This window comes from Actinoplanes subtropicus, from assembly GCF_000721705.1.
Lineage (GTDB): Bacteria > Actinomycetota > Actinomycetes > Mycobacteriales > Micromonosporaceae > Actinoplanes > Actinoplanes subtropicus.
The window spans coordinates 135,628-150,281 of record NZ_JOJL01000039.1 but is presented as its reverse complement, the minus strand read 5'-3'; the positions used below and the strand labels follow the sequence as shown (position 1 = coordinate 150,281).

Sequence of the window (14,654 nt, the reverse complement as noted above, 5' to 3'; positions counted from 1 at the left end):
TCATAGGGAATTCCTAGGTAGCGTTGATATCCCTTTCACGTGCTAACAGATTCCCGTTCCCCGGTCGCTCTCGGCGACGCTCCGGCCCGGGCCGCCCGGGTCCTGGTCGTCGACGATGAGCCGAATATCTCCGCCCTGCTCAGCGCCACGCTCCGGCTGGTCGAGTTCGAGGTGCGGGTGGTCGACTCGGGGCACCGGGCCCTGGTCGCGGTCGAGGAGTTCGAGCCCGACCTGGTGGTGCTCGACGTGATGCTGCCCGACCTGGACGGTTTCGACGTCGCCAAGCGGCTGCGGGCCACCGGCAGCCGCGTCCCGGTGCTGTTCCTGACCGCGCGCGACGCCGTGGAGGACCGCATCTCCGGGCTGTCCGCCGGGGCGGACGACTATGTGACCAAGCCGTTCAGCCTGGAGGAGGTCGTGCTCCGGATCCGGGCGATCCTGCGGCGCAGCCAGCCCGAGCTGGCCGGCGAGGCGGCCTCGGCGGATTCCGGCGTGCTGCGCTACGCCGACCTGGAGCTCGACGAGGACGCGCACGAGGTGCGCCGGGCCGGCCGCCTGATCGACCTGTCGCCGACCGAGTTCAACCTGCTGAAATACCTGCTGATCAACGCGGGCCGGGTGGTCAGCAAGGCGCAGATCCTGGACCGGGTGTGGAAGTACGACTTCGGCGGCGACGGCCGGATCGTCGAGTCGTACGTCTACTACCTCCGTCGCAAGATCGACAAGACCGATCCGCCGCTGATCCACACCGTCCGCGGCGTCGGCTACGCCCTGCGGCTCCCACGCGGCGGCGAGGAGTGAGCTCCCGGCTCCGCTGGCGACCGCGGCGGTGGGGCCATTGGACACTGCGCGCCCGCCTCGTGCTGGTGGTCGGCGCGCTCGCTGCGGTCGCCCTGGTCGTCGCCAACATCGCCGGGCTGGTGCTGATCCGTACGTACCTGCTCGGCCGGGTCGACGACCAGCTGCGCGGGATGAGCCGGCCGTTCGCCGACGAGCACGGGTTCAACTACGTCCCGCGCACCACCAACCGGCTGGCCCGGCTCGGCCCCGAGCAGGTCATGTACGTCTACCTCCCGTCCGGCGTCCTCGACCCCGAGCACAGCTCGACGGCCGACAGCACCCGGCCGCCGGTCGAGCCGATCACCGAGGTCAGGTCGCGCGCGGCGGCGAAACAGCCGTACACGATCGAGGCGGCCGACGGCGGATCCGACTGGCGGGTGATCGCGATCGCGATGCCCGCGACGACCGGCGGCTACGCGGTGGTCGGGCTCTCCCTCTCCGAGGTCCGGCAGACCACCGACCAGCTGCTGCTCATCGACGCCGGCGTCTCCGCGCTGGTGCTGGCCCTGCTGGCCGGCGGCGCCTGGTTCGTGGTGCGGCTCGGCCTGCGCCCGCTCACCGACATGGAGAAACTGGCCGCCGACATCTCCGCCGGCAACCTCTCCGGCCGGGTCGCCGACACCGATTCGCACACCGAGCCCGGCCGGCTCGGGCTCGCGCTGAACTCGATGCTGACCCGGATCGAGGCCGAGGTCGACGCCCGGACCGCCAGCGAGCGCCGGCTGCGCCAGTTCGTCGCGGACGCGTCGCACGAGCTGCGCACGCCGCTGACCTCGATCCGCGGCTTCGCCGAGCTGTACCGGCGCGGCGGCGCCCCGCCCGGCCCGGCGCTGGACGAGACGATGACCCGGATCGAGGGCGAGGCCGGCCGGATGGGCGTGCTGGTCGAGGACATGCTGATGCTGGCCCGGCTGGACCGGCAGCGGCCGCCGGCGCTGCGCCCGGTCGACCTGCTCGAGATCGCCGCCGACACCATCCGGGACGCGCACGCCCGGGTCCCCGGCCGGCCGGTGAAGCTGGCCGGGCTGGAGGACGACACCGAGACGTTCGAGCCGGCCACCGTGCTCGGCGACGAGCACGGCCTGCGCCAGGTGGCCACCAACCTGGTCGCCAACGCGCTGCAGCACACCCCGAGCCGGGCCCAGGTCACCGTGCGGGTCGGCCGGCTGCCGGCCCGCCCGCCGCGGTCCACCACCGTGCTGTCCGGGCCGGCCACCGTGCGGCCCGGGCTGCCGCTGGCGGTCTTCGAGGTGACCGACGACGGGCCCGGGGTGCCGCCCGCGCACGCGCCCCGGGTCTTCGAGCGGCTGTACCGCGCCGACTCCAGCCGTACCCGCGGCAAGGGCGGCGGCTCCGGCCTGGGCCTGTCCATCGTCGCGGCCATCGTCCATGGTCACGGAGGGTGGGTCGAGCTGGACGCGCCACGCGGGGGAGGGGCGACTTTCCGGGTCCTGCTGCCGACCTCCGGTGACTCGCCGTGAGATTCCGAGCTGGCTCCGAGGTTCCGGCGAAGATCCTCCCAGCCCGTCCCGACACAGTGTCCGGCATGCCAGCGCGCTTCAATCTGCGACGCCCCACGGTGGCGGTCAACGCCGCCCTCGTCGTCGCCCTCGTCGCGGGCGCCTTCTGGGCGTACGAGACCCTGTCCGGATCGGCCACCCCCAAGGCCGCCAGCGCCTCGGTCCGGTCGATCGCCGTCCAGCAGGGCACGGTCACCAAGACCGTGACCGCGGACGGGACCGTCGAGAGCGCGAACACGGCGAGCGCCAGTTTCGTGACCGGGGGAACGGTCACCGCGATCGACGTCAAGGTCGGCGACCTGGTGAAGAAGGGTCAGGTGCTCGCGAAGGTCGATCCGGCCGACGCCGAGCGGACCCTCAGCGCCGCCGAGGCCGACCTGACCGCCGCGGAGGACTCGCTCACCCGCGCGCAGAACGCCGGGTCGGACACGTCGAGCGCCGAGGACGCGGTCGCGCAGGCCAAGGTCACCGTCTCGGACGCGCAGGCCGGGGTCGACGGCACGGTGCTCAAGGCGCCGGCCGCCGGGACGGTCACCGCGGTCAACGGCACGATCGGCAGCTCCTCCTCCGGCACCGGCACGTCGTCCTCGTCGAGCGGCGGCGGCAGCTCGGGGGGCGGCAGCTCGGGGGGCGGCAACTCGGGCGGTGGTGGCAACTCCGGCGGCGGCTCGTCCTCCTCCTCGTCCTCGTCCTCCTCCTCGTCCTCCGGCTTCATCGCGATCCAGGACCTGACCAAGCTGCAGGTCACCGCGGCCTTCGCCGAGGCGGACGCGACCAAGCTCAAGGAGAAGCAGGTCGCCCAGATCACCTGGAACGCGCTCTCCGGCGCCGAGGCGACCGGCAAGGTCACCGCGATCGACCCGTCCGCGACCACCTCCAACAGCGTGGTCACCTACGGCGTGACGGTCAGCATCGACAAGATCCCGACCGGCGCCAAGGTCGGCCAGACGGTGTCCGTCTCGGTCACCACCGGCAGCGTCGCGAACGCGGTCTTCGTGAACTCGGCGGCGGTCACCACGGTCGGCAACCGGCACACGGTGACCGTGCTGGCCAACGGGGTGCAGCAGGTCACGCCGGTCCAGATCGGGCTCGAGGGCGACGAGGCCACCCAGATCACCTCCGGCGTCCAGGTCGGCCAGGAGGTCGTACTCAAGACCGCCACGACCAGCACCACCGGGACCAACGGCTTCCCCGGCGGCGGGAACTTCGGCGGTGGCGGGAACTTCGGCGGCGGGGGCAACTTCGGCGGCGGCACCGGCCGCGGCACCGGCACCGGCGGGGGTGGACGATGACCCGGCCGGTCCTCGAGGTCCGCGACCTCAAGAAGATCTACGGCGAGGGCGAGGCGACCGTGCACGCGCTGCGCGGGGTGTCGCTCACCGTCGAGCGCGGCGACTACGTGGCGATCATGGGCTCGTCCGGCTCCGGCAAGTCGACGCTGATGAACATCCTGGGCGCGCTCGACGTGCCCACGCACGGCTCGTACCACCTGGACGGCGTGGACGTGAGCAAGTTGGCGGACCGGCAGCTGGCGCTGGCCCGGAACCGGCTCATCGGCTTCATCTTCCAGGCCTTCAACCTCATTCCCCGGACGAGTGCGGTGGCCAACGTCGAGCTGCCCCTCGCGTACGCCGGGGTGAAGCCGAAGGAACGACGGCGCCGCGCGCTGGCCGCCCTCGAGGTGGTCGGCCTCGCCGACCGGGCCCGGCACGAGCCCAACCAGCTCTCCGGCGGTCAGCAGCAGCGCGTCGCGGTGGCCCGGGCCCTGGTCACCGAGCCGGCCCTGCTGCTCGCCGACGAGCCCACCGGCAACCTGGACAGCCACTCCACCCACGAGGTGCTCAATGTCTTCGACCAGCTGTCCGGCGCCGGGCGCACCATCGTGATCATCACGCACGAGCCCGAGGTCGGCGCCCGCGCGAAACGGCTGATCCGCCTGGTCGACGGGCAGATCGTCGAGGACAGCCGGCAGTCGCCGCTCCATCTCCCGCCGGTTGGCGCCTTCGCAGGACGGCACGCCGGATGAGCTTCAAGGAAGTAATCCGCTTCGCGCTGCGCGGCCTGTCCGCGAACAAGCTGCGCTCGGCCCTGACCATGCTGGGCATCCTGATCGGCGTGGCCGCGGTGATCCTGCTGGTCGCGGTCGGCAACGGCTCGGCCAAGGCGATCAGCTCCCGGATCGAGGCGCTGGGCACCAACACCATCACGGTGATGAGCACGAACCGGGGCGGCTCGGCCAGCACCGCGCTGACCACCGACATGGCCGCCGCGATCACCGACCCGACCATGGCGCCCGACGTGAAGTCGGTGTCCCCGGTGGTCAGCTCGTCGGCGACGATCACGTACGAGGGCACCGACCACTCGGTCAATTCGTTCGTCGGGACCACCCCGAGCTGGTTCACCGCGTCGAACACGCCGATCGGCACCGGCAGCGGCTTCACCGCCGACGACGAGGCCCAGGGCCGGCGGGTCGTGGTGCTCGGCCAGACCGTGGTGGAGGAGCTGTTCCCCGGCGTCGACCCGATCAACAAGCAGGTCACCGTCGGCGGCGCGCTGTTCACCGTGGTCGGCGTGCTCAAGGAGAAGAGCTCCACCGGCTTCCAGGACGCCAACGACACCGCGATCGCGCCGCTCAGCGCGGTCCGGCAGGTGCTGACCGGGTACGGCGCGCTCAACTCGATCCTGGTCGAGGCCAAGGACCCGGGCAAGGTGGACGCCGTGGAGGCCGAGGTGTCCACGATCCTCGACCAGCGGCTGACCCTGACGGCGCAATCGTCCACGAGGAGCAGCTCGAACACGCCGTACCGGATCCAGAACGCCTCCCAGCTGCTGGCGACGCAGACCGCGACGGCCGACACGTTCACCACGCTGCTCGGCGCGGTGGCCGCGATCAGCCTGCTGGTCGGCGGCATCGGCATCACCAACATCATGCTGGTGACGGTGACCGAGCGAACCCGGGAGATCGGCATCCGCAAGGCGCTCGGCGCGCCCCGCCGGGTGATCCTGAACCAGTTCCTGATCGAGGCGACGCTGTTGAGCGTGATCGGCGGCGTCCTGGGCGTCGCGGCCGCGCTGATCGGCAGCAGCTTCGAGATCGTCGGGGTCAAGCCGGTGATCGTCCCCAGCTCCATCGGGCTCGCCCTCGGCGTGTCCATCGCCATCGGACTGTTCTTCGGCGGCCTGCCCGCCAGCCGCGCCGCCCGGCTGCGTCCCATCGACGCGCTGCGCTACGAGTGAGGACCCGCTGTGACTCCCATGAATGATGACACGGCCGTGCTGAACGTGGTCCCGGCCGCCGATGACGATGACCCCGGCCGCGACGACAGCCTGGCGCAGGAGCTGGCCAAGGCCGCGCCGAAGAAGTGGTGGAACCAGTCGACCATCGTGCTGTCCGCGCTGGTGCTGCTGATCGGCGGCTTCGTCGGCGGGCTGCAGGCGCAGAAGGCTTGGGGCACGACCTCCGCCGCCAGCTCGACCGGCAACCGGTTCCCGGGCGCCGGCACCGGTGCGGGCCGGTATGGCGGGGGCACGGGCAACGGCGCCGGCCGGTACGGCGGGGGCACGGGCGCGAACGGCTTCCCCGGTGGCGGCAATTTCGGTGGCGGCGGCACCGGGACCGGCACCGGTCAGGGCACCGGCGCGACCGCGGCGGCCGGCACCACCGGCACCGTCAAGCTGGTCGACGGCGACACCATCTACGTCCAGACCCCGGACGGCAACGTGGTGACCGTCAAGACCGACAGCAAGACCAGCGTGTCGACCGCGAAGAAGGGCAAGGTCTCCGACGTGAAGGCCGGTCAGACGGTCACCGTGCAGGGCGCCACCGGCTCGGACGGCACGGTCACCGCGACGGCGGTGACGGCCCAGCCAAAATAGGCCCAGCCCAAGTAAGGAGCCTCGAAAAGTTTCGGACTTGACGCACAAGTTTCGCGAGTTTACGTTGGCGGAACGTGTGTGGCGTGCCGGTATGGCGTTCGGAACTTGCAGAGAGGCTCCCCGAGATGACTTCCGTCCTGCATGTGGCGGCCAGCGGCTCCGACGACGGCGACGGCACCCCCGAGCGGCCGTTCCGCGCGATCAACCAGGCCGCGGCGGTCGCCCGGGCCGGCGACACCGTGGTCGTGCACGCCGGCGAGTACCGGGAGTGGGTGAAGCCTCGGCGGGGCGGGCTCAGCGACGCCCGGCGGATCACGTACCGGGCCGCCGAGGGCGAGCACGTGGTGATCAAGGGCTCGGAGCGGGTCACCGGGTGGCGGTCCGAGGGCGCCGGCGTGTGGCGGGCCGACCTGCCGAACGAGCTGTTCGGGGAGTTCAACCCGTTCGCCGAGGAGATCGCGGGGGACTGGATCGTCTACCGGGAGTCGGCGCCGCGCAAGCACCTCGGCGACGTGTATCTCAACGGGCTGAGCTTCTACGAGGTCTCGTCCCGGGAGGCCGTCGACGCGCCCGAGGAGCGCAAGTCGGTCGTCGACGACTGGACCGGCGTGCCGGTTCTCGCCGCCGCGCCGGAGCAGACCCGGCATGTCTGGTTTGCGACCGTGAACGCGACCGACACGACGATTTGGGCGAATTTCGGCGAGGCGGATCCGAACGACGAGCTCGTCGAGATCAACGTACGGCGATCGGTGTTCTTTCCGGAAAATCACCACATCGACTTCATCACCGTACGCGGATTCGAGCTCTGCCAGGCGGCCTCCCCCTGGACCCCGCCGACGGCCGACCAGCCCGGCCTGATCGGCCCGAACTGGGCCAAGGGCTGGATCATCGAGGACAACGACATCCACGACGCGAAATGCTCGGCGGTCTCGATCGGCAAGGAGGCCTCCACCGGCCACAACTACGCCACCGAACGCGGCGACAAGCCCGGCTACCAGTACCAGCTGGAGTCTGTATTTATTGCCCAGCAGCTCGGCTGGGACAAGGAGCACATCGGCTCGCACGTCATCCGCCGCAACACCATCCACGACTGCGGGCAGAACGGCATCGTCGGCCACCTGGGCGGCGTGTTCTCCACCATCGAGGACAATCACATCTACAACATCGCCACCAAGTACGAGTTCTACGGGTACGAGATCGGCGGCATCAAGCTGCACGCGGCGATCGACGTGACGATCCGGCACAACCACATCCACGACTGCACGCTCGGCACCTGGCTGGACTGGCAGACCCAGGGCACCCGGATCTCCCGCAACGTGTACCACCACAACCGCCGGGACCTGTTCGTCGAGGTGTCGCACGGCCCCTACCTGGCCGAGCACAACGTGTTCGGGTCGGCGGCGTCGTTCGAGTCGTTCAGCCAGGGCGGCGCGTTCGTGAACAACCTGTTCGCCGGCACGATCTGGCTGCAGGCGGTGCCGGACCGGGCCACGCCGTACCACCGCCCGCACAGCACCCAGGTGGCCGGCTACGCGGTGATCTGGGGCGGCGACGACCGCTGGATCGGCAACCTCTTCCTGGGCGGCGCGGTCGCCGAGGCGTACGGGCACCCCCTCGACGAGAAGTCGCCGCCGCACCACGGCCTCGCCGGCTACGACGGGTTCCCGGCGTCGTTCGAGGAGTACCTGGAGCGGATCGAGGCGAAGGGCCCCGGCGACCACCAGAAGTTCCTCGACGTCCAGCAGCCGGTCTACACGAGCGGCAACGTCTTCCTGGCCGGTGCTCGCCCCTATGCCGGCGAACGTGACCCGGTCGTGGCCGAGGGCGGCAGCGTCACGGTGGTGACCGACGGCGACGCGGTCTACCTGAAGGCCGACCTGCCGCCGGAGTTCGCCACCGCGAGGGTCGGCCTGGTCGGCGGCCGCGACCTGCCACGGGTCCGCTTCGCCGACGCCGACTTCGAGGAGCCGGACGGCACCCCCGCCATCCTGGACCGCGACCTGACGGGCGAGATCAAGACCGAAAGTTCCGAGTACGCCGCGGGCCCGATCGCCGGCCTGGGCGCAGGAGCGACGCGTACGCGAATCTGGTGAGGAGCCGTCCGGCTTCTCCGGCCTTCCTGACGGGCGAGACCTGGGCTTTCGCGTGCGTTTCAGCACCGCGTCAGTGCCGCTTCAGCGTCTCCCGCGAACCTCGGCGGTGACGGCCGACCGTCCGAGGAGCCAACGATGAGCGACGACATCAACCGACCGAGGCCGCCGGCTCCTACCGGCCGGCGTGGGCGACGCCTCCGTATCCCGGTCGTCTTCTTCCTGGTGTTCGTTGTCTCGTCGGTGGGCGCGGCGCCGGCGGCCGCGGCCGGCAAGACGGTTGACGGCGGGACCGTTGTCCATGCCACCGCCCTGTGGTCGGGTCTGGATGAGCAAGGAGACAAGGTCGTCACGCAGCTTGATCTCGTCGACGGCATTGTCCACGACGAGGCGCACCGCCCGAAATTCGGCCAGGGCACGACGATCGAGCTGACCCGGACGGTCATTGACCCGGGCGGTCACGAGATCTATACCAAGGATTCCTTCTTCGGCACCTTGTTCACGACCGCATCCGTCTTCCACACCGACAAAGTGGGGCCACTGCGCTCGGCGACGCTGGCGCCGGTGAGGGTGGACCAGTGTGTATTGGGCCCGTCCCCTTGCAAGGTCGTCGACAGGAGCCTCATCCTCCGAACCGATTGGACCGGGACCGGGCCGATGGGGGAGACCCGCTCGACTTTCAGCGACGACCGCAACGCCCCGTCAGGCCCGACCAAGGTGAGGGTGAGCGGTGATACGGCGTATCGGTCCGCGCCGGCGACCGGGACGTTGAACGGGACAAGCCTGGGAGCACCGACGACAAAGGCGACCCTTTCCCGCATGTCGCGAGTCACTGTCATCACTGGCGAACTGTCGGGAATCATCTCCATCCCGGACTACGACGCTCCCACGATCGATCTGGGGAACAAGACCACGCGTGGCGGCAACAGCGTAGCGGCCAACACCGCCTGGGTCATCCCGAATCCCGACGGCGGCACGACCTACTACCAGCTGACGGTGCTGCAGGGATCCGGCCTTGACGGCCGAGTCGTAACATTTGTCGACAAGACCTTTGTCTCCTTGGACAGGCGGGTCGTCGACCGGGACGGCAATACCGTCGAGTTCGCGATCGGCGGCTTGGTCTCGCCCGGATCCGGGACCTTCACGGCGAAGAAGAACCTCGGAAAGGCGACCCTCGCGCCGACCACGGTCGAGCTGACGAGCTGCACCAGCGCGGACGGTTGCACCACGGACAAGACCGCGACGATCGAGGCTACCTGGGCCGCCACGAGCAAGCCGGTCACGAGCGCATACCGGCTTACCGGGAGCACAAACTGTAACGACAGCCAATGCACCACGGCGGACCGGCACCACCAATTCAAGATCACCGCCACGGGTGCGGACGCGGTGGTCGAGGCCACGGCGACGGCCACGTTCAACGGCGTCGACCTCGGGTCCAGCACCAAGGATCCGAGCGTGGGCACGACCTTCCTGTCGAGCGGGAGCCGGTCCACGATCGAGTACGGCGGCAAATACCCGATCGACATCTACCCGATACAGGAACCCAAAGCACCTGTCGCACCCTGACGCGTCGGCGGGCGACAGAATGGACCCAGGCCCCGTCCTGCCGGGGCGGGGCTGAGGCCACGCGGGACAGCCCGGCGGCCGCGGTCGGAGGGTGACCAACGACGGCGCCGGGCGCTGAACCGGGGACTGGTGTCACGCGTACGGCCGGGGTGTTTTGAAGCGGAAGCGGACCAGGTAGATCTCGCTGCCAGGGAGTTCCCAGGAGAAGCGGGGACAATTCAAAGGGACCGCCCCGCTTACGAGGCTCGGAGGTTCCCTGTTGCTGGAGGTCACCGCGCTCGGCTGGACCTTGACGATCGGTGTCATCGTCGCCCTGCTCGCCCTCGATCTCACCCTCGGTGTGCTGCGCCCGCACGCCGTCGGTTTCCGTGAGGCTGCTCTGTGGTCCGCGTTCTACATCGGCGTCGCCGTGGCTTTCGGGCTGGTCTTCGCCGGTGTGGCGGGCTGGGATTTCGGGGCCCAGTATTTCGCCGGGTACATCGTCGAGAAGAGTTTGTCGGTCGACAACCTGTTCGTCTTCGTCATCATCATGACCACGTTCGCGGTGCCGGAGAAGTATCAGCAGGAGGTGCTGACCTTCGGCATCATCATCGCGCTGGTGTTGCGGGTGGTGTTCATCGCGCTCGGGGCCACGCTGCTGAGCCTGTTCTCGTTCATGTTCCTGGTGTTCGGGGCGCTGCTGATCTTCACGGCGGTCCAGTTGTTCCGGCACCGCGACGAGGATCCGGACATCGAGGACAACGCGCTGGTGCGGGCCGGGCGCCGGTTCCTGCCGCTGACCGACGACTACGTGGGCGGCAAGATGATCACCCGAGTACAACAAAAGCGGATGGTCACGCCGCTGTTCCTGGTGCTGATCGCGATCGGCAGCTCCGACCTGCTGTTCGCGCTCGACTCGATCCCGGCGGTGTTCGGGGTGACTGACGAGGCGTACATCGTCTTCGTCGCCAACGCGTTCGCGCTGCTCGGCCTGCGTGCCCTGTTCTTCCTGGTGAAGGGGCTGCTCGACCGGCTGGTCTACCTGTCCACGGGGCTGTCGGTGATCCTCGCGTTCATCGGCGTGAAGCTGATCCTGCACTGGGCGCACGAGGACCTCAGCACGGCGGTGCCGGAGATCGGGATCGGGCTGTCCCTCACGGTGATCGTGGTGGTGCTGGTGATCACCACGGTGGCGAGCCTGCGGAAGGTACGCAAAGACCCGGACACCAAGGCCCACGCGGGCAGTGTCCGGGCCCGTTCGACGAGCGCCGAGGAGCGTCAGCCGAGGTAGCCGCCGAGCCCGGCGGTCTGCCGGACCTGGGACTGCTGGCGCTCGACATCCTGGCTGTACAGGATGGCGCGGATCTGGGCGGTCTCCTCCGGGGTGTGCCGGCTCAGGAGCTCGTCGAGCTCGGCACGCTCGGAGGTGCTGCGGAACGACGCCACCTCGTCGGCGAGGCGGCGGTGGGCGAGGCGGATGGTCCGGCGGTTCGCCATGGCCGTGCGGACGTCGCGAAGCCGGGACGAGAGCTGCATGACCGGTGTTCTCCTCATACGGATCGTAGTTGTTGTTCTTCCCGTACAACGATCCACGACGGATGCTTCATCCCCAAATCGAGCAGGTAAAACTCTGGCGAAACAGTGATCCGGCCCACGTGAAGAGCGTCACTCTCCGTCAACAATGGGCAGCTCAGGCGGGCGAGGTGACTTCGGACACCTGCAGGCGAGAGGAGAGCTGCGTCCGCGACCGTACGCCGAGCTTGCGGTAGACCCGGGTGAGCGTCGCCTCGACGGTCTTCACGCTCAGGTAGAGCTGGGTGGCGATCTCCCGGTTGCTGGCGCCGTCCCGGACCAGCCCGGCGATCCGCAGCTCGGTCGAGGTCAGCCCCAGATCGGGCGGCGGCACCGCGCCCGGCGCGACGTTGCCCTCGGTCCGGGCCAGGGCCCGCTCGGTCTGCTCGGCCCACGGCTTCGCCTCGGCGGCCAGGAAGATGGCCAGCGCCGCGCCGATCGCCAGCCGGGCCGCCGCGTACCGGCGCCGGCGCCGCTCGGCGCCGCCCTGGACGAGCAGCGCGTACGCCTGCTCCAGCGGCTGGTGCAGCTGCTCGAAGTGGTGCGCCGCGGCGGCCGACAGCACCACCGCCGAGTCGGCCTGGCCGCTCTCCGAGAGCACCACGGCGGTGGCCCGGTCGAGGTAGCCGACCGTGCCCGGGGTGTTGCCGAGCCGGTGCGCGGCGGCCCGGGCCTCGGCGAGGGTGGCCGCCGCCTCGGCGTGCTCGCCCATCAGGGCCAGCCCGCCGGCCAGGTCGCCGTGCCAGCGCACGATCATCGGGTCGGCCCCGCCGGACTCGGCCTCCAGGTCGCGCAGCCGGCACAGCGCGGCCACCCCGGCCCGGGTGTCCCCGGCGCGCAGCTCGGCCTGGCCCAGGGCGTGCAGGTTACGGCGCAGGTAGAGGCTGTCGCCCTCCTGTTCGGACGCGCGCACCCCGCGGCGGGCGAAGCCGGCGGCCGCGGCCAGGCTGCCCCCGGCCAGCTCGGCGACCGCGGCGGTGTACCAGGTCGGGCCGGGGCTCAGCCCGGCGTGCTGGGCGGCGTCGACCGCGCGGTGCGCGTACTGCAGGGCCTCCCGGCAGCGGCCGGCCCGGGTGGCCACCTCGGAGAGGCTGCGCAGCACCTCGACCCGGGCCTCGCCGATCCGGTCGTGCTCGGCGACCACCAGCAGCTTGAGCAGTTCGCCGCGGGCCTCGTCGAGCCGGTCGTCCATCATCGCGAACCGGGCCGCCATGTAGCGCGGGCCGTAGTGCAGCCAGTCCGGCGCCGGGGTGGCCGGCAGGTCGAGCGCCTGGGCCAGGGTGTCCGACCAGCGGGCCTCGCCGCGCAGCCGCTGCACCTGGGCGATCAGGCTGAGCCCCATCGCCTCGGTGGTCGGGTCGCCGGCCCGGCGGGCGGCCTCGACCGTGCGGCCGGCCTCGGCGGCGGCCCGGTCCGGGTCGCCGGTGAGGAACGCCGCCCAGGTCAGCCGCAGCCGGACCGGGGCGAGCAGGGCCGGGTCGTCGCCGGCCTCGGCGAGCGCGGCGGCGAAGGTCTCGCCCATCTCGGCCAGCCCCTGCCCGGCCAGGTCGATCAGCACCAACCGGGCCCGGACCCGGTGAGCGGCCGGCGCGTCGGCCGCGATGACCGCCTCGGCGGCCCGGCCGGCCAGCGCGGACGCGCCGCCGGTGAGCGCCGCCCGGGCGGCCGCGACCAGCCAATCGAGCCGCAGGTCGGCGAGCGTGTGCGGGCACCGGTCGGCGGCCAGCAGGTAGAGCTCGGCGGCGGCCCGCCCGGCGCCCCGCTCGGCCCGGCGGTCGGCCGCGGCGGCGAGCGACCGGGCCACCGCGGCGTCCGGCCGGCCGGTACGCAACGCCCGGTGCCGCAGCGCCTCGGTGGGGTCGACCGCCCCGGCGGCGAGGGCGGCGTGCGCGAGGTGCCGCTCGGTCGCGGTGGCCTCCTCGGCGACCACCTGGGCGAGCAGCGGCGGGGTGAACCGGATCGCGTCACCGTCCAGGTCGACCACCCCCTCGCCGGCGGCCAGCCGCAGCTCGCGGACGGCGTCGTCACGCCCGGCCCGCAGCAGCACGGTGGTGGTCGGCTCGGTGGCGAGCGCGGCGACCAGCAGCGTGCCGGTCACCGCGGCGGGCAGCGCACGCAGCCGGTCGCGCAGCAGCTCGCGGGCTGCCTCCGGGATCGGGGCCGGGCGCCAGGCCGGCCCGGGGGCGACCGCGCCGCCGAGCGCGAGGGCGAGGAACGGGTTGCCGGCGCTGGCCTCGTGCATCCGGCTGGCCGTCCGGCAGGGCAGGCCACGGGCCTCGAGCAGGGCGGTCAGGTCGTCGGCGTCCAGCGGCGGCACGGCCATCTCCAGCACCGGGGCCGGGCAGAGCCGGGCGGCGCGGCGCTTGCCGGCCGGGTCGGGGCGGCGCTGGGCGGCGAGCACGCGGACCCGCGGGCCGGGGCGCCGGCGCATGGCGAACCCGATCAGCTCGGCCGACTCGGCGTCCAGCCACTGCGCGTCGTCCAGCACGAGCAGCACGGCCCGGCGCCGCGCGCAGTGCGCCAGCAGCAGCGGCAGGACGAGCCGGCGGGCCAGCGCCGGGGTGCCGCCGCGCGGGGGCAGGCCTTGCCGCAGGGCGGCCAGGGCCGCACGCTGGGCGGGTGGCAGGGCCGGGCCGGCGTCTTCCGGCAGCTGCGCGACGAGGTCGGCGATGCCTGCGTACGGCAGGGACCGCTCGGTCCGCACCGGCCGCAGCCGAAGCACCAGCTCGCCGCGGGCGGCCGCCGAGGCCGCGACCGCGTCGAGGACCGCCGACTTGCCGATGCCCGCCGGGCCGTGCAGGGCCACGCCGCCGCCCGCGGCCAGCCGTGCGTCGACCGCCGCGAGTAGCGGGCCGCGGCCACGGAGGGCGGTCGCGTCCGGCTGCACGCGATTCACACCCCCTTGTTCCGCGCTGGTCCCAGCCTAGGAACACGGGCTCACGTCATCAATGGGTTCACATATGACAACGTATTGACCGAGATCTAAAACACGTCGACCGTACGCGTGACACCGGTCCCCGGTGCGGCGCCGAGCGCCGTCGCTGGTCACCCTCCGACCGCGGCCGCCGGGCTGTCCCGCGTGGCCCCCGCCCCCTCTCGCCCCGTCCCGCCGTGCGTCGCTCCGGCCGCGCCGTCGCCGCGTAGCCCCGTTCCCGCTTTGCCCGGCAGGTCTGCCGCGCCCGCGGGCCCCTGCTGGCCCGATCCTGCCGGC

11 protein-coding genes are annotated in these 14,654 nt (G+C 71.6%); 9 read left to right on the top strand and 2 right to left on the bottom strand.

What is annotated here, in order from left to right:
- The first annotated feature begins 39 nt into the window (after positions 1 to 39).
- The 9 genes from IH26_RS0142415 to IH26_RS0142375 all read left to right on the top strand — a co-directional run bounded on the left by IH26_RS0142415 (position 40) and on the right by IH26_RS0142375 (position 11,162).
- Complete coding sequence (locus IH26_RS0142415) at positions 40 to 801, top strand: response regulator transcription factor (protein WP_051809498.1); 762 nt, start codon at positions 40 to 42, stop codon at positions 799 to 801.
- Complete coding sequence (locus IH26_RS0142410) at positions 798 to 2,321, top strand: sensor histidine kinase (protein ID WP_030441956.1); 1,524 nt, start codon at positions 798 to 800, stop codon at positions 2,319 to 2,321. Before IH26_RS0142415 ends, IH26_RS0142410 begins: the two co-directional genes overlap by 4 nt.
- A 65-nt stretch (positions 2,322 to 2,386) precedes the next feature.
- Positions 2,387 to 3,652, top strand: a complete 1,266-nt coding sequence (locus IH26_RS0142405) for an efflux RND transporter periplasmic adaptor subunit (RefSeq protein WP_030441955.1) — start codon at positions 2,387 to 2,389, stop codon at positions 3,650 to 3,652.
- A complete protein-coding gene (locus tag IH26_RS0142400) occupies positions 3,649 to 4,386 on the top strand; it encodes an ABC transporter ATP-binding protein (protein WP_030441954.1) in 738 nt (245 codons plus the stop codon). The genes IH26_RS0142405 and IH26_RS0142400 overlap by 4 nt, the downstream gene beginning before the upstream one ends.
- Positions 4,383 to 5,597, top strand: a complete 1,215-nt coding sequence (locus IH26_RS0142395; protein WP_030441953.1) for an ABC transporter permease — start codon at positions 4,383 to 4,385, stop codon at positions 5,595 to 5,597. The genes IH26_RS0142400 and IH26_RS0142395 overlap by 4 nt, the downstream gene beginning before the upstream one ends.
- Positions 5,598 to 5,615: 18 nt before the next feature.
- Positions 5,616 to 6,236 (top strand): hypothetical protein, encoded by a 621-nt coding sequence (locus IH26_RS0142390; RefSeq protein WP_030441952.1) that lies wholly within the window; start codon positions 5,616 to 5,618, stop codon positions 6,234 to 6,236.
- Positions 6,237 to 6,361: 125 nt separating this feature from the next.
- Positions 6,362 to 8,329 (top strand): right-handed parallel beta-helix repeat-containing protein, encoded by a 1,968-nt coding sequence (locus IH26_RS0142385; protein WP_030441951.1) that lies wholly within the window; start codon positions 6,362 to 6,364, stop codon positions 8,327 to 8,329.
- A 135-nt stretch (positions 8,330 to 8,464) separates the two neighbouring features.
- A complete protein-coding gene (locus IH26_RS0142380) occupies positions 8,465 to 9,892 on the top strand; it encodes a hypothetical protein (protein WP_030441950.1) in 1,428 nt (475 codons plus the stop codon).
- A 259-nt stretch (positions 9,893 to 10,151) separates the two neighbouring features.
- A complete protein-coding gene (locus IH26_RS0142375; RefSeq protein ID WP_030441949.1) occupies positions 10,152 to 11,162 on the top strand; it encodes a TerC/Alx family metal homeostasis membrane protein in 1,011 nt (336 codons plus the stop codon).
- Here the strand turns inward: IH26_RS0142375 and IH26_RS0142370 are convergent.
- Positions 11,150 to 11,425, bottom strand: coding sequence for a hypothetical protein (locus IH26_RS0142370; protein WP_245665931.1), 276 nt, complete (start codon positions 11,423 to 11,425; stop codon positions 11,150 to 11,152). The genes IH26_RS0142375 and IH26_RS0142370 overlap by 13 nt on opposite strands.
- Before the next feature lie 136 nt (positions 11,426 to 11,561).
- Positions 11,562 to 14,339, bottom strand: coding sequence for a helix-turn-helix transcriptional regulator (locus IH26_RS0142365; protein ID WP_245665930.1), 2,778 nt, complete (start codon positions 14,337 to 14,339; stop codon positions 11,562 to 11,564).
- Positions 14,340 to 14,654: the final 315 nt, after the last annotated feature.

Coding starts and splice junctions, on each gene's coding strand:
- IH26_RS0142385 (WP_030441951.1), top strand. CDS start 6,362: ATGACTTCCGTCCTGCATGTGGCGGCCAGCGGCTCCGACGACGGCGAC.
- IH26_RS0142370 (WP_245665931.1), bottom strand. CDS start 11,425: ATGAGGAGAACACCGGTCATGCAGCTCTCGTCCCGGCTTCGCGACGTC.
- IH26_RS0142400 (WP_030441954.1), top strand. CDS start 3,649: ATGACCCGGCCGGTCCTCGAGGTCCGCGACCTCAAGAAGATCTACGGC.
- IH26_RS0142390 (WP_030441952.1), top strand. CDS start 5,616: ATGAATGATGACACGGCCGTGCTGAACGTGGTCCCGGCCGCCGATGAC.
- IH26_RS0142405 (WP_030441955.1), top strand. CDS start 2,387: ATGCCAGCGCGCTTCAATCTGCGACGCCCCACGGTGGCGGTCAACGCC.
- IH26_RS0142395 (WP_030441953.1), top strand. CDS start 4,383: ATGAGCTTCAAGGAAGTAATCCGCTTCGCGCTGCGCGGCCTGTCCGCG.
- IH26_RS0142380 (WP_030441950.1), top strand. CDS start 8,465: ATGAGCGACGACATCAACCGACCGAGGCCGCCGGCTCCTACCGGCCGG.